15 protein-coding genes are annotated in these 13,564 nt (G+C 67.8%); 7 read left to right on the top strand and 8 right to left on the bottom strand.

All coding sequences use genetic code 11. The annotated features are described in order from the left end of the window. Positions 1-7: 7 nt before the first annotated feature. Positions 8-1,201: an efflux RND transporter periplasmic adaptor subunit gene (locus BMX37_RS08235; protein WP_093665249.1), complete on the bottom strand. Its 1,194-nt coding sequence runs from the start codon at positions 1,199-1,201 to the stop codon at positions 8-10. 208 nt (positions 1,202-1,409) lie between these two features. On the opposite strand from BMX37_RS08235, the gene BMX37_RS08230 reads away from it, so the two are divergent. Then, positions 1,410-2,168, top strand: a complete 759-nt coding sequence (locus BMX37_RS08230) for an SIMPL domain-containing protein (protein ID WP_425288449.1) — start codon at positions 1,410-1,412, stop codon at positions 2,166-2,168. Positions 2,169-2,241: 73 nt separating this feature from the next. On the opposite strand, the gene BMX37_RS08225 is transcribed toward BMX37_RS08230, so the two are convergent. The 3 genes from BMX37_RS08225 to BMX37_RS08215 form a co-directional block, all read right to left on the bottom strand. After that, positions 2,242-2,499: a GlsB/YeaQ/YmgE family stress response membrane protein gene (locus tag BMX37_RS08225; protein WP_093665248.1), complete on the bottom strand. Its 258-nt coding sequence runs from the start codon at positions 2,497-2,499 to the stop codon at positions 2,242-2,244. 91 nt (positions 2,500-2,590) lie between these two features. Next, a complete protein-coding gene (gene sciP / locus BMX37_RS08220; protein WP_093665247.1) occupies positions 2,591-2,890 on the bottom strand; it encodes a CtrA inhibitor SciP in 300 nt (99 codons plus the stop codon). A gap of 100 nt (positions 2,891-2,990) precedes the next feature. After that, positions 2,991-3,236: a hypothetical protein gene (locus BMX37_RS08215; protein ID WP_093665246.1), complete on the bottom strand. Its 246-nt coding sequence runs from the start codon at positions 3,234-3,236 to the stop codon at positions 2,991-2,993. Between the two features lie 130 nt (positions 3,237-3,366). Here BMX37_RS08215 and mnmA point away from each other — a divergent pair, with 130 nt between their 5' ends. Continuing rightward, positions 3,367-4,527 carry a tRNA 2-thiouridine(34) synthase MnmA gene (gene mnmA, locus BMX37_RS08210; RefSeq protein WP_093665245.1) on the top strand — a complete coding sequence of 387 codons (1,161 nt, stop codon included), beginning with the start codon at positions 3,367-3,369 and terminating at the stop codon, positions 4,525-4,527. Between the two features lie 31 nt (positions 4,528-4,558). On the opposite strand, the gene BMX37_RS08205 is transcribed toward mnmA, so the two are convergent. From BMX37_RS08205 to pdxH, 3 genes are read right to left on the bottom strand one after another with little or no spacing between them, the layout of a single operon-like run. Then, complete coding sequence (locus BMX37_RS08205) at positions 4,559-5,356, bottom strand: PhzF family phenazine biosynthesis protein (RefSeq protein WP_093665244.1); 798 nt, start codon at positions 5,354-5,356, stop codon at positions 4,559-4,561. Beyond that, a complete protein-coding gene (locus BMX37_RS08200; RefSeq protein ID WP_093665243.1) occupies positions 5,353-6,300 on the bottom strand; it encodes a cation diffusion facilitator family transporter in 948 nt (315 codons plus the stop codon). Before BMX37_RS08200 ends, BMX37_RS08205 begins: the two co-directional genes overlap by 4 nt. Next, positions 6,297-6,875, bottom strand: a complete 579-nt coding sequence (pdxH, locus tag BMX37_RS08195; protein WP_093665242.1) for a pyridoxamine 5'-phosphate oxidase — start codon at positions 6,873-6,875, stop codon at positions 6,297-6,299. Before pdxH ends, BMX37_RS08200 begins: the two co-directional genes overlap by 4 nt. Positions 6,876-7,000: 125 nt before the next feature. Between pdxH and ku the strand changes: the two genes are divergently transcribed. Together ku and ligD are read left to right on the top strand one after the other, a co-directional pair. Continuing rightward, positions 7,001-7,888, top strand: coding sequence for a non-homologous end joining protein Ku (ku, locus tag BMX37_RS08190; RefSeq protein ID WP_093665241.1), 888 nt, complete (start codon positions 7,001-7,003; stop codon positions 7,886-7,888). A 3-nt stretch (positions 7,889-7,891) separates the two neighbouring features. Then, positions 7,892-10,351 carry a DNA ligase D gene (gene ligD / locus BMX37_RS08185; protein ID WP_093665240.1) on the top strand — a complete coding sequence of 820 codons (2,460 nt, stop codon included), beginning with the start codon at positions 7,892-7,894 and terminating at the stop codon, positions 10,349-10,351. 81 nt (positions 10,352-10,432) lie between these two features. Here the strand turns inward: ligD and BMX37_RS08180 are convergent, their stop codons facing one another. Continuing rightward, positions 10,433-10,729 carry a hypothetical protein gene (locus BMX37_RS08180; protein WP_093665239.1) on the bottom strand — a complete coding sequence of 99 codons (297 nt, stop codon included), beginning with the start codon at positions 10,727-10,729 and terminating at the stop codon, positions 10,433-10,435. Between the two features lie 97 nt (positions 10,730-10,826). Between BMX37_RS08180 and BMX37_RS08175 the strand changes: the two genes are divergently transcribed. Genes BMX37_RS08175 through fabI form a run of 3 tightly spaced genes read left to right on the top strand, consistent with a single transcriptional unit; the run spans position 10,827 to position 13,559 of the window. Beyond that, positions 10,827-11,771 carry a DnaJ C-terminal domain-containing protein gene (locus BMX37_RS08175; protein ID WP_093665238.1) on the top strand — a complete coding sequence of 315 codons (945 nt, stop codon included), beginning with the start codon at positions 10,827-10,829 and terminating at the stop codon, positions 11,769-11,771. 7 nt (positions 11,772-11,778) lie between these two features. After that, positions 11,779-12,759 (top strand): YihY/virulence factor BrkB family protein, encoded by a 981-nt coding sequence (locus BMX37_RS08170; RefSeq protein WP_093665237.1) that lies wholly within the window; start codon positions 11,779-11,781, stop codon positions 12,757-12,759. After that, positions 12,756-13,559 (top strand): enoyl-ACP reductase FabI, encoded by an 804-nt coding sequence (gene fabI / locus BMX37_RS08165; RefSeq protein ID WP_093665236.1) that lies wholly within the window; start codon positions 12,756-12,758, stop codon positions 13,557-13,559. The genes BMX37_RS08170 and fabI overlap by 4 nt, the downstream gene beginning before the upstream one ends. Positions 13,560-13,564: the final 5 nt, after the last annotated feature.

Here is a 13,564-nt window from a genome sequence, read left to right as displayed (position 1 = left end):
GGCCGGCTCAGTGTCGCGTCGCCTGGAGGATCGGCTGAACCTCCTGCCCCGGATTGAGGAACGCGCCGGCGGCCAGCACGACCCGTTCTTGACCGGTCAGGCCGGACGTGATCGACACGCCGTTGTCGGTGACCTGACCGGTCTGTACCTCGCGCCGCTGGGCGCGGTTCTGCGCGTCCACGATGTAGACGAAATTGCCCTTGCGGTCGCTCTGCACCGCCGATTCCGGCAGCAGCGGCAACGATGTGGAGCCGCCCACGATCGACGCAGTGGCGAATCCGCCCGGACGCAGCGCCGGGTCGTACCGCAACTGGATGCGCACCACGCCCTGGCGGCTTTGCGGATCGATCACGGGCGACACCTGCCACACACGGCCCGGAAAGACCCTGGTCGTGCCCACCGGCGTCACCTGTGCCTGAGCCCCGACATGCAGCCCCGCCAGGTCCGATTCGGCCAACTGCGCGCGCATCTCCATCTCGCCGTTCATCGCCATGCGGAACAGCATGCCGGACCCGGAACTGACGATCTGTCCCGCCTCGACCTGTCGCGTCAGCACCAGCCCGGCGGTGGGCGCCCGGATGTCGAGACGACCGTTCCGCGCGCGCGTCTCCGCCAGCGACGCCTGCGCGACCTTGACCCGCGCCGCCGCGGCATCGCGCGTCGCGCCCTTGCGCTGAAGGTCGGCCTTGGAAATGAAACCGCGATCCACCAGCTGCCTGGCGCGGTCGAGTTCGGACTGTGCGATGTCCAGATCGGCGCGCGCGACACTGACCTGCGCGGCCAGGCTGGCGGCGGTTTCGGCCTGAACCGACCGGTCGATCCGCGCCAGCACCTGTCCCGCGCCGACCCACTGGCCCGGCTCCACCAGCACGGCGCGCACCAGCCCGCCCTCGCCCGCCACGCCCACCGGCATGTCGCGCTTCGCGGCGAGCGATCCGTTGGCGGCGATCACGCGGTCCACGATCTGGATGCCGGGCACTGCCACGGTCACGTTGGGCACCTGCTTCGCGGCCGATCCACCCGCTGCGGCGGCGTCGCCCGCCGGCTTGTGCCGGCCGAGCAGGAACCAGCCCGCCACGACTAGCGCAACCACCACGGCCGCGATCACCACCAGGCGACGGCGACGGCGCGCCCGCTCCGCATCGGGGTCGGGCAGGGCCAAAGGCTCTTCGGATGTCACCTGTCGCGCCTCGTAGTTCATCCGTCACACCCGTCCGTCACGGCATCGATCGCGCCATGTCCCACCGCTGTATTAGATAAATAAGGCACCGGATCAAGTCCCCCCGCGCATGCCCGATCACGTGCCGTGCATGGAGCGGGTGCGACGTCGTTCAGCTTGGGTTGCCGGCGCGTCCGCCATGGCCCTACCCATGCAGGCCCCCATGTCGGGTGGCGATCGCAAGGGAGAAATGGCGATGATGCGTGCAATGGCACTGACGACCCCTCTGGTACTGACGGCTGCCGCGGTGCTGCTGCCCGGAGTGGCGTCGGCTCAGACGGCGCCGTCCAGCGTGGAGCCGATGGTGCCCGCATCCGGAACGGTCCTGGACGTCACGGCTGAGGGGCGCACCACGCGCGTGCCGGATCTCGCCACCATCCGCGCTGGCGTCGTGACACAGTCGGCGACCGCGGCGGCCGCGCTGTCGGACAATGCGGCGCGCATGTCGAAGGTGCTGGCCGCCTTGCGCGGTGCAGGCGTCGCGCCGCGTGACATCGCGACCTCGAACGTCAATCTGTCGCCGCAATATCGCTATGCCGAGAACCAGCCGCCCGTGGTCACCGGGTATCAGGCGACCAACAGCGTCTCCATCCGCTTCCGCGACATCGCGAAGTCCGGCCGCATCCTGGACGCGCTGGTGGCGCAAGGGGCGAACCAGATCGACGGGCCCAACCTGTCGATCGACGATCCCGACGCGGCGCTGGATGAGGCGCGCGGCGACGCGGTGAAGCGAGCGCAGGCGCGGGCGGCCCTGTATGCGCGGGCAGCGGGGCTGTCGGTCGTGCGGATCGTGTCGATCACGGAAGCGGGACAGGACGCCGGCGGGCCGGAGCGGCCACCGGTCGTGTTCTCGGCCCGGGCGATGGCCGCCCCCGCGCCGCAAACCGACATCGTGCCGGGCGAGAAGCAGGTCGGCGTGACCTTGTCCGTCCGCTTCCTGCTGCGCTGAACCGCTGACGCAAAAAGGGCCTCCCGGCACGGTCTGCCGGAAGGCCCTCCTTTTTAGCCGGTGTTGCGCGCGCTTAGCGAACGCTGCCGCGGCGAACCAGGTTCACGATCGCCAGCAGGATGATCGCACCCAGCAGCGACACCAGGAACGAGGTCACGGTCAGGCCCGAATTGTTGATCGAGCCGCCATTGACGATCAGGCCGCCAAGGAACGCGCCGACGATGCCGACGATGATGTTCAGGAAGATGCCCTGCTGCGCGTCGGTGCGCATGATGATGCTGGCCAGCCAGCCGATGACGCCGCCGACGATCAGCCAAAGGATGATACCCATATTCAGTCCCTCCGTTGCCGCCCCCAGAAGGGCCGTGCGGGAGAAACTGCGACGCCTGCATCTTGTTCCGGGCCTGTATCGATAACCCCGATCAATATTTCTGCTGGCGCTCGTACAGGGAGCGATAATGCTGGATGCGCGTCACGCGCAGGCCCGGCATGCCGGACCGGTCGATCGCACGCTGCCAACCGGCGAATTCCTCCACGGTCAGGCCATAGCGCGCGCACACCTCGTCGACCGACAACAGCCCGCCATTGACGGCCGCCACCACCTCCGCCTTGCGGCGCACAACCCAGCGCGTCGTGCTGGGCGGGGGCAGCGTATCCAGGGTCAGTTGCTCGCCCAGTGGCCCGATCACCCGGGAGGGGCGGATCTTCTGGTTCTCGATCATGACGCAAACCTTTGTTCGGGCTGTCGCCCCTTGGAACAATATTCGGGCAGATACCCTGGCCCATTGAAGATCGCCTGAAGCGTGTCGGTAAACGCCGCGTTCATGGCTCGCTCCATCGGATCACGGCCTCCGCCATCGACGCGTTGAAGGCGCCGTTCTCCGGCGACAGCAGCGACACTCCGACGCCGGCCGTGTCACCTGCCTCCGTCGTCGTCACCCGCGCCTGCACCGCGGCCGTCGGACTTGCCGCCTGCCGCGCCGCCATCCCGGCCATCAGCACGGCGAGGTCGCCGGGCAGATGGCGCAGGTCCTGCGCGCGGTCGAAACGGAAAAAACTCAGGTCCAAGCGGTGCGACTCTCGATCGGTGTCGATGGGAAGCGCTGCTCTAGGTCCGGGTGAGTGAAAGGCGGGTAAAGTCGCGTGCAAGGAAGCGTGAACCTTCCCTAACGCCGCCCGCCGCCCTAGATGCGCGGCCATGCAGCACGCGGCGGAACACAGCCTGCCCGAGCGGGGCCGGGCCGGGGATGAGATCGGGGACCAGATCGACTGGGACCTGGACACGCCCGCGTCGCGCCGGATCGTCGTGGCCATGTCGGGCGGGGTCGACAGTTCGGTGGTCGCCGCGCTCGCTGCCGGCACCGGGGCCGAGGTGATCGGCGTCACCTTGCAGCTCTACGATCATGGCGAGGCGGTGGGTCGTGCGGGATCCTGCTGCGCGGGCCGCGATATCCGCGACGCCCGCGCGGTGTGCGACCGGCTGGGCATCGCGCATTACGTGTTCGACCATGAATCGAGTTTCCGCACCCAGGTGGTCGATCGGTTTGCGGACGAATATCTCGCCGGGCGCACCCCCATCCCTTGTGTCCAGTGCAACACGGGGCCGAAATTCACCGACCTGCTGACGCTGGCCCGCGACCTTGGTGCGGACTGTCTGGCGACGGGCCATTATGTGCAGCGCGTCGCCGGTCCGGCCGGCGCGGAACTGCACCGCGGCTCCGATCCCGCGCGCGACCAGAGCTATTTCCTGTTCGGCACCACGCAGCAGCAGCTGGAGTACCTTCGCTTCCCGCTCGGCGCGCTGCCGAAAAGCCGGGTGCGCGCGATCGCCGCCGACCTGGGGCTTGGCGTGGCGGGAAAGCCGGACAGCCAGGACATCTGCTTCGTCCCCGATGGCGATTATGCCGGGCTGGTCCGCAAGTTGCGGCCCGATGCAGACACCGCCGGAGAGATCGTCGACATGGCCGGCCGTCCGCTCGGCCGGCACAAGGGGCTGATCCACTTCACGGTCGGCCAGCGGCGCGGGCTGGAGATCGGCGGCCAGGCGGAACCGCTCTACGTGGTACGGCTGGAACCCGACAGCCGCCAGGTGGTGGTCGGGCCGCGGGCCGCGCTGGCGGTCGGCGCCGCGCACCTGACCGACATCAATTGGATCGGCGGCGATCATGTCGGGCCGCTGCATGCCAAGGTGCGCTCCATGGCGCGGCCGGTGCCCGCCCGCCTCGATGGCGACCGGCTGGTGTTCGACGCGCCCGAATATGGCGTCGCGCCCGGTCAGGCGGCGGTGCTCTACGCCGGGGAGCGCGTGCTGGGCGGCGGCTGGATCGCCGCGACGGAGCCCGTGGCGCTCGCCGCCTGACCCACGTCAGGCGACATCCGGCGCAACCACTTTAGGGCAACAGGAACGTCCCCTCGATCACCGTGACGCAGGCGCCGGTCAGCACAACGCGATCGCCATCCAGCGAACAGCCCAGCCGCCCGCCCCGTGCGCTGGCCTGATACCCGGTCAGCCTGTCAAGGCCGAGGCGTTCGGTGAAATAGGGCACCATCACCGCATGGGCGGAGCCGGTCACCGGGTCCTCGTCGATGCCGAACGCGGGCACGAAGACCCGGCTGACGATGTCCGTCGCCTTTCCCTCCGCCGCCAGGATGACCACGATGTCGCCCTCCCGCGCCAGCGCCGCCATGTCCGGCGCCGCGCGGCGAACGCTCTCCTCGTCGTCGACGATCACCAGCGCATAGCCGGTTTCGTACCACAGCGTGTCGACCACGCCGCTCACCTTCAACGCGGCAACCACGCCAGGCAGGTCGCGCGGCGACGGCTTCCACGCAGGCAGGCTCATCGCATAGCCCGCGTCCTGCCGCGCGACCTCCAGCATGCCGGATCGCCGGGTGCGGAAGCGCACGCGGTCCTGCGCCACTCCGGAGGACAGCACGAAATGCCCGCTGGCCAGCGTCGCATGGCCGCACAGCGCCACCTCCGCCGTGGGGGTGAACCAGCGCAGGTCGTAATCGACGCCCTCGTCACTCGCCGGCACGAGGAAGGCGGTTTCGGACAGATTGTTCTCCGCCGCGATGCTTTGCAGCACAGCGTCGTCCGGCCATTGGCTGAGCGGCAGCACCGCCGCCGGGTTGCCGGCGAACGCCTCCGTCGCGAAGGCGTCGATCTGCGCGAAGGGAATCCTCATACCCGCTTTCCGAACCAATGGGGTGTCACGTCCGCTTCGACCAGCGGGTTGTCGGTGTCCTCATGCCCCTCCGGATCGAGGTGGATCAACACCTCCACCGTCGGAAAGGCGCGTTTCAGGTTCAGCTCCACCGCCTCCACCAGATCATGCGCGCGCGCGACGGTCAGGTTGCGGTCCACCTCCATGTGGAACTGCGCGAAATCGTGGCTGCCCGACCGGCGGGTGCGGAAATCGTGGATGCCGCGCAGGCCGGGCTGGCGCGCCGCCACGTCCAGGAAACGGTCGCGCTGATCCTGCGGCCATTCCTTGTCCATCAGCTGGTCGATGGCGTTGGACGATGCCTTGAACGCCCCCCAGGCCAGCCACAGCGCGATGGCGATGCCGAAGATCGGGTCCGCCTTCGGCATGCCCAGATACTGGTCCAGCACCAGCGCCAGAATGACCGATCCGTTCAGCAGCACGTCCGACTGGTAATGGACGTTGTCCGCCATGATCGCGACCGAGCCCGTGCGGCGGATGGCGGCGCGCTGATAGGCGAGCAACACCATCGTCGCCAGGATCGCGATCACCGACACGCCGATGCCGAACCCCGCGTCGTGCGTCGGCGCCATGTCGCCGAACGCGACGATGGCGCGCCACGCGATGCCGCCCGCCGACGCGGTGATCAGCGCCACCTGAAACAGCGCGGCCAACGCCTCCGCCTTGCCATGGCCGAAACGGTGATCGTGATCCGCCGGCTCCGCCGCCAGCTTCACCCCGTACAGCGTGACCAGGCTGGCCAGCAGGTCCAGCCCCGTGTCCGCCAGCGACCCCAGCATCGCCACCGACCCGGTGTGCCACGCGGCGAACCCCTTCAGCGCCAGCAGGAACAGCGCGGTCGCGACGCTGGCCAGCGCTGCCCGCACCGCGACCGGGATGACGCGGCGACGTTCCTCGCGCGTCATGGGAACAGCAGCCCCTCGGTCCAGCCGCCCTCCGCCCGGGTGAACAGGCGCCGTTCGTGCAGGCGATGCGCGCGGTCCTGCCAGAACTCGATGCGCGCCGGCACGACGCGATAGCCGCCCCAATGCGGTGGGCGCGGCACGTCGCCCCCGGCGAAGCGCGCCTCTACCTCGGCAAAGCGGCTCTCGAACGTGTCGCGGCTGTCCAGGGGGCGCGACTGGTCGGACGCCCATGCGCCCAGTTGCGAGTCGCGTCCGCGCGTCGCGAAGTACGCGTCGGACTCCGCATCCGTGACATGCTCCACCATGCCCTCGATCCGAATCTGGCGACGCAGCGATTTCCAGTGGAACAGCAGCGCGGCGCGGCCATTCGCCGCCAGATCGTCCGCCTTCTGGCTTTCGCGGTTGGTGTAGAACACGAACCCGTCTGGTCCATGCCCCTTCAACAGGACCATGCGCGCGGACGGCTGACCGGCGGCGTCGCTGGTCGCAACGGTCATCGCATTCGGATCGTTCGGCTCCGACGCCTCGGCATCCACGAACCACGCGTCGAACAGGGAAAAGGGATCGGTTGCCATCGCAGGCCCCATACTCCAGCCGCGCCCGATTCCAAAACCCCGCGACCGGAACAAAGCGGAATCGGAACGAGTCCCGCGCCCATGGATTGAGTCGCCTCCGAAACGCATGCGCGAAGGATGAACGCATGGCCGCCAGAGCCTATTGGCAGGGTCAGATCCGGCTCGCGCTGGTATCGATCCCCGTTGAAATCTATTCCGCCACCAAATCCGGCGCGCAGGTCAGCTTCAAGCAGATCCACGAACCGACCGGCCAGCCGATCCATTACGAAAAGATCGTCACCGGCGTCGGCCCGATCGACACCGACGAGATCATGAAGGGCTATGAGGTCTCCAAGGGCGAGTACGTCCTGCTGGAACAGGAGGAGATCGACGCGGTCAAGCTGGAGTCCAAGAAGACGCTGGAGCTGACCCAGTTCGTCGACGCGTCCGACATCGACGTGCTGTATTACGAGAAGCCGTACTTCGTGGTGCCTGCCGACGACCTGGCCGAAGAAGCGTTCATCGTGCTGCGCGAGGCGCTGAAACGCACCGGCAAGGTCGGGTTGGGCCAGCTGGCGATGCGCGGACGCGAATATGTCGTCAGCCTGAAACCCTGCGGACGCGGCATGGTGCTGGAAACGCTGCGCTACGCGGACGAAGTGCACAAGGCGCAGGGCTATTTCCGCGAGATCCCGGACGACAAGCCGGATGCCGACCTGCTCGATCTGGCCGAGGCGCTGATCCAGAAGAAATCGGCGCCCTTCTCCCCGCAGGAATTCCACGACCGCTATGTCGATGCGTTGAAGGACCTGATCGAGCGCAAGCGCAAGGCCAAGGGCAAGACGATCATCGAGGACAAGGACACAGGCACGCCGTCACGCGGCAGCAACGTCGTCGACCTGATGGCCGCGCTGAAGAAATCGATGGAAAAGCCGGATGCCAAGCCGGCGGCGAAACCCGCCAAGGCCCCGGCCAAGAAGACGGCCACCAAACCGGCGGCGGAGAAGAAGCCGGCGGCGCGCAAGCGGGCCTGACCGGTGGCGGACACCGATCCCCTCGCCCGCTACAACGCCAAGCGCGATTTCGCGAAGACAGCCGAACCGCGCGGCGACTTCGCGCCTGGCAACGGCCACAGCTTCATGGTGCAGAAGCATGACGCGACGCGGCTGCACTGGGATTTCCGGCTGGAGGTCGATGGCGTGCTGAAAAGCTGGGCGGTGACGCGCGGCCCGAGCCTGGACCCCGACGAAAAACGGTTGGCGGTGCGCACGGAGGACCATCCGCTGTCCTACGCGACGTTCGAGGGGACGATCCCCAAGGGCCAATATGGCGGCGGCACGGTAATGCTGTGGGATCGCGGCAGCTGGGCACCCGTCCCCGGCAAGAGCGCCAAGGACATCGAAAAGGGGCACCTGCACTTCACGCTCGACGGCGAGCGGATGAAGGGGGAGTGGCTGCTGATCCGCCTGAAACCGCGCGGCAAGGAAAAGAACGAGAACTGGCTGCTGCGCAAGATCGACGATGCAGAGGCCGGTGCGACCGACCTGCTGACCGAGGAAGCGCTGACCAGCGTATCGACAGGCCGGACGATGCAGGAGATCGCCGACGGCGCGCCGATCCCGGAGCAACCTTCGACCAAGCCGAAAGCGAAGACTGGCGCCCCCCGGCGCGGCAAGGCAGCGCCGGCCCCCGCGTTTCGCCCGCCGCAGCTATGTACCCTGGTCGATGCGGTGCCGTCCGGCAGCCAATGGCTGCACGAGGTCAAATATGACGGCTATCGCGCGCTGATCGCGGTCGGTGGCACCGGCAAGGGACGCCAGGCGCGGGTGTTCACCCGCAGCGGGCTGGACTGGACCGACAAGTTCGCGACCATCGCGGACGCGGCCGCCGCGCTGCCGGTCGGGTCCGCCCTGATCGATGGGGAGATCGTCGCCTTCAAGGACGGGCGTCCCGACTTCTCGACCCTGAAGGACGCGATCGGATCGGGTGGCGCCATGACCCTGTTCGCATTCGACCTGCTGGAGCTGGACGGCGAAGAGCTGACCGCCCTTCCCAATGTGGCGCGCAAGGAGCGGCTTCGCCCGTTGCTCGCGGATGCCGACCCCGTCATCCAGTTCGCGGAGCATGTGCTGGGATCGGGCGAGCAGCTGTTCGACGCGATGTGCGCCGAAGGGCTGGAGGGCGTCGTGTCCAAGCTGGCCGATGCTCCCTACAAAGGGGATCGCAGCCGCGCATGGTTGAAGACCAAGTGCATCCAACGGCAGGAATTCGTGATCGTCGGCTGGCTGCCCTCCGACAAGAAGCGTGGCTTCCGATCGCTGCTGCTCGGCGTGAACGAGGACGGCGCGCTACGCTATGCCGGAAAGGTCGGCACGGGGTTCGACGCCGCGATGATGGATGCCCTGCGCGACCGGATGGACGCACTCGCGCGAACCAAGCCGACGGTGGAGGCGCCGAAAGCGGCGGTGCGGGGGGCGCGCTGGATCGCCCCGGACCTGGTGGCGGAGGTTGCCTTTGCGGAGGTGACACCGGATGGCGTGCTGCGCCACTCCAGCTTCATCGGCCTGCGCGAGGACAAGCCGGCGAACAGCGTCGTTGCCGAACGCGCCGAACAGGTCGTGGCGGATGCGCCTGCGATCCATGTAAAGGTGTCGAACCGCGACCGGGAGATCTTCCCGGAATCCACCGTCACAAAGGGGGAACTGGCCGACTATTACGCGGCGGTGGCGCCGTTGATGCTGCCCTGGGTCGCGGAACGGCCGATCAGCCTGGTGCGCTGTCCGCAGGGGCGCGGCAAGAAGTGCTTTTTCCAGAAACACGATGCCGGAAGCTTCGGCGAGCATGTGCATCAGGTCCCGGTGCTCGAAAAGGACGGGGCAACCGAGAACTACCTCTACGTGTCGGATGCCGACGGGCTTGTCGCCTGTGTCCAGATGGGCAGCATCGAGGTGCACGGCTGGGGCTCGACAGTCGCCCAACTGGAAAAGCCGGATCGTCTGGTGTTCGATCTGGACCCGGACGAGGACCTGGACTTTGCCGACACTCGCGGCGCGGCGGAGCATCTGCAAGGTCTGCTCGGCGATCTGGGGCTGGTGTCCTTCCCGCTCCTGTCCGGCGGCAAAGGCGTCCACGTGGTGGTGCCGCTGACCCCGGAGGCGGAGTGGCCGGCGGTCCGCGACTTCGCCGAACGCTTCGCCCGCGCGCTGGAACAGGCCGATCCGGCCCGCTTCGTCGCGAACATGGCGAAGGCGAAGCGCAAGGGGCGCATCTTCGTCGATTATCTGCGCAACGGGCGCGGCTCGACAGCGATCATGCCCTATTCCGCCCGCGCCCGCGCAGGCGCGCCGGTGGCCGTGCCGGTATCGTGGGCCGAGTTGCGCGACATGCGGGACGCGCACCCCTTTTGCGTACGGGATGCCGCCAAGTTGATCGAACGCGCGACCGGCCGGGGACTGCATGGCTGGGGTGTCGCCGATCAGGTTCTGCCCGACCTCTGACGGCCGGCCTGGCGCGTCCCAAACCGGATTGGACGCGGGCTGGAAAGGAGCGCGACCCGCCCCTTCCCAGCCACGCCGCCCTTACTTCGTCACGGCGTTGCTGTTGCCGACATCCTCGTCATCGTCGTGCCCGCCCTGTCCGGTGCCGGAATAGGCGATCTCCGTCTGACCGCCATGACCCATGAAACCACCCTGTTCGCCGCCCTTCTTGCCGGTGTGCGGGTTGGGATAGGCGCCGCCGTCGCTCTCGCCGCCGTCGCTCTCGCCGCCGCCGCTCGCCGCCGCACCCTGGGGGGCGCCGGGATCGCTGTTCACGCCGTCCGGCGCGCCCTTGTTCTTGTCACCGCCCGCCACCGGGGTTGGAACCTTGTCCGTCATGCGCCTTGCTCCTTTGCGTCATTAACGCAACGGCACGAATTGCGCTCCGCCCCGCTCTGCCCCACATAGCCGGGTAACACACCTATACGGGGAACACATGGCCGATCCGTACCAGACACTCGGCGTCGCGCGCGACGCGAGCGAGGCCGATATCAAGAAGGCGTACCGCAAGCTCGCCAAGGAGCTGCATCCCGACCGCAACAAGGACAATCCCAAGGCCGCCGAGCGTTTCAGCCAGGCCACGGGCGCCTATGACCTGCTGTCCGACAAGGACAAGCGGGCACGGTTCGACCGGGGCGAGATCGACGCGGAGGGCAATCCGGCGATGCCGTTCGGCTTTGGCGGCCGCACCGGTGGGGCGGGCGGCGCGCGTCCCGGCGGGGGCGGGTTCCGCAGCCAGGGGTATGAGTTCGGCGCCGGTGGCGACGGCGACATGTCCGACATCTTCGAGGGGCTGTTCGGCGGTGGCGGCGGACGCGGCGGCGGCTTCACCGGCGGCTTTGGGCGGCAGGCTCCGCAAAAGGGCGCCAACATCGCTTACCGGCTGCAGGTGCCCTTCACCGACGCCGCGACGCTGTCGCCGCAGCGCGTGACGCTGGGCGATGGCAAGTCGATCGAGCTGAAGCTGCCGGCGGGTGTCGAGACGGGCACGCAGATGCGCCTGTCCGGGAAGGGCGAACAGGGCGGCGGCGGGGCCGGCGACGCGATCGTGACGATCGAGGTCCAGTCGCACCGCTTCTTCACGCGCGAGGGCGACGATATTCGCGTCGACCTGCCGATCACCCTGGCGGAGGCGGTGTTGGGCGGGACGGTGCGTGCGCCGACCGTGGAGCGGCCGGTGAATCTGACCATTCCGAAGAACACGACGTCCGGCCGCACCCTGCGCCTGAAGGGCAAGGGGTTCCACAAAAAGGGCGGCGGTCGCGGCGACCAGCTCGTCACGCTGATGGTGGACGTGCCCGCCGACGATGCCGCGCTTGCCACCTTTGTGGAGAGCTGGTCCGGCGCTGCGGGGAACCCCCGGGCCGCGATGGGCGTCTGACGCGGTTATGGACGCCGCGACCAACCACCCGATGGAACTGACGCCCGAAGCGCGGGCACATCAGCATGGCCGCGCGCGACAGCGCCTGACCAAGGAATTCGCGAAGGTCCGACCCGGCAGCGCCGCGTTCGAGGTCACGAAACGGGCGGCGCTGGGCGTGTACAACGACGGCTTCATCCATGCCGGGAACCTCGCCTATTTGGCGTTGATGACGCTGTTTCCGTTCTTCATCGTGGCGGCGGCGATCCTGTCGCTGCTGGGACAAAGCGCGGAAACGCAGCGCACGGTCGTGTCTTTCCTCCACGTCCTGCCGCCGGATGTCGCGGACCTGTTGCGCAAACCGATCGCGGACGTGCTCGCGGCGCGGACGGGGTCGCTGTTGTGGCTGGGCGGGCTGGTCGGGTTGTGGACCGTGGGCAGCTTCGTGGACACGATCCGCGACATCTTCCGCCGCGCCTATGGCACGAAGTCGAGCATGTCGTTCTTCAAGGCGCGGTTCCGCCTGACGCTGGCGATCATCGGGTCGGTGATCATCGTGCTGCTGTCGTTCCTGGTGCAGGGCCTGCTGACGGCGGCGGAACAGTTCGTGTACCGACTACTGCCCTTTGCGAAGGATGCGGCAGGCTGGATCGGCCTGTCGCGCCTGATCCCCGGACTGGTCATGTTCGGCGCGCTGTATGTGTTGTTCTATTCGGTGACTCCGTCCAAATATAGGTATTCGGAGAGCCGCAAATGGCCGGGTGCGTTGTTCACGGCCGCCTGGTGGGTCGGGATCACCGCGCTGCTACCCGTCGTGCTGGCCAATCTGGGTGGCTACGACCTGACCTATGGCGGTCTGGCGGGCGTGGTGGTGATGCTGCTGTTCTTCTACATCATCGGACTGGGCTTCGTGTTCGGCGCGCACCTGAACGCGGCACTGGCGGAACCGGATCAGCTCGGGCTAAAGCATCAGGACAAGACCGAGAATAAAGAGGCGATTGCGGCGTGACTGGACTGATGGCGGGAAAGCGCGGGCTCATCATGGGTCTGGCCAATGACAAGTCGCTCGCCTGGGGTATCGCGCAGAAGTTGAGGGAGGCGGGGGCCGATCTCGCCTTCACCTATCAGGGTGCGGCGATGGAAAAGCGGGTGCGCCCGCTGGCCGAACAGCTGGGCAGCAGCATCGTGATCGACTGCGACGTCTCCGACATGGAGGGCCTGGACGCGGCCTTCGACGCGCTGGAGGCGGAGTGGCCGCGCATCGACTTCGTCGTCCACGCGATCGGCTTTTCCGACAAGAACGAGCTGCGCGGCAAATATGTCGACACCAGCCTCGACAATTTCCTGCTGACCATGAACATCTCCGCCTACAGCTTCGTGGCGGTGGCGAAGCGGGCGCGGCGCTTGATGCCGGACGGCGGGTCGCTGCTGACGCTGACCTATTACGGCGCTGAAAAGGTCGTTCCGCATTACAACGTCATGGGCGTGGCGAAGGCGGCGCTGGAGGCGAGCGTCAAGTATCTCGCGATGGACCTGGGTCCCGAGAACATTCGCGTCAACGCTGTGTCCGCCGGCCCGATCAAGACGCTGGCCGCATCCGGTATCGGCGATTTCCGCTACATCATGAAGTGGAACGAGCTGAACGCACCGCTGCGCCGCAACGTCACGATCGAGGATGTGGGCGGCGCGGGTCTGTACCTGCTGTCCGACCTGGCATCCGGCGTGACGGGCGAGGTGCACCACGTCGATGCCGGCTACAACGTGATCGGCATGAAGGCGGAGGACGCGCCGGATATCGCGTTGGCCTGACGCGC

Origin of the sequence: Sphingomonas gellani (assembly GCF_900110035.1) — a bacterium.
Classification (GTDB): domain Bacteria; phylum Pseudomonadota; class Alphaproteobacteria; order Sphingomonadales; family Sphingomonadaceae; genus Sphingomonas; species Sphingomonas gellani.
Note: the sequence above shows the minus strand (reverse complement) of the source record. Positions and strands in the feature narration are given on the sequence as shown.

What these genes read in the sequence shown, in the direction of transcription:
- mnmA (WP_093665245.1), top strand. Translation starts at nt 3,367, where the DNA reads ATGCAGCACGCGGCGGAACACAGCCTGCCCGAGCGGGGCCGGGCCGGG.
- BMX37_RS08200 (WP_093665243.1), bottom strand. Translation starts at nt 6,300, where the DNA reads ATGACGCGCGAGGAACGTCGCCGCGTCATCCCGGTCGCGGTGCGGGCA.
- BMX37_RS08170 (WP_093665237.1), top strand. Translation starts at nt 11,779, where the DNA reads ATGGACGCCGCGACCAACCACCCGATGGAACTGACGCCCGAAGCGCGG.
- BMX37_RS08175 (WP_093665238.1), top strand. Translation starts at nt 10,827, where the DNA reads ATGGCCGATCCGTACCAGACACTCGGCGTCGCGCGCGACGCGAGCGAG.
- BMX37_RS08225 (WP_093665248.1), bottom strand. Translation starts at nt 2,499, where the DNA reads ATGGGTATCATCCTTTGGCTGATCGTCGGCGGCGTCATCGGCTGGCTG.
- BMX37_RS08230 (WP_425288449.1), top strand. Translation starts at nt 1,410, where the DNA reads ATGGCGATGATGCGTGCAATGGCACTGACGACCCCTCTGGTACTGACG.
- BMX37_RS08205 (WP_093665244.1), bottom strand. Translation starts at nt 5,356, where the DNA reads ATGAGGATTCCCTTCGCGCAGATCGACGCCTTCGCGACGGAGGCGTTC.
- BMX37_RS08180 (WP_093665239.1), bottom strand. Translation starts at nt 10,729, where the DNA reads ATGACGGACAAGGTTCCAACCCCGGTGGCGGGCGGTGACAAGAACAAG.
- sciP (WP_093665247.1), bottom strand. Translation starts at nt 2,890, where the DNA reads ATGATCGAGAACCAGAAGATCCGCCCCTCCCGGGTGATCGGGCCACTG.
- pdxH (WP_093665242.1), bottom strand. Translation starts at nt 6,875, where the DNA reads ATGGCAACCGATCCCTTTTCCCTGTTCGACGCGTGGTTCGTGGATGCC.
- ku (WP_093665241.1), top strand. Translation starts at nt 7,001, where the DNA reads ATGGCCGCCAGAGCCTATTGGCAGGGTCAGATCCGGCTCGCGCTGGTA.
- BMX37_RS08235 (WP_093665249.1), bottom strand. Translation starts at nt 1,201, where the DNA reads ATGAACTACGAGGCGCGACAGGTGACATCCGAAGAGCCTTTGGCCCTG.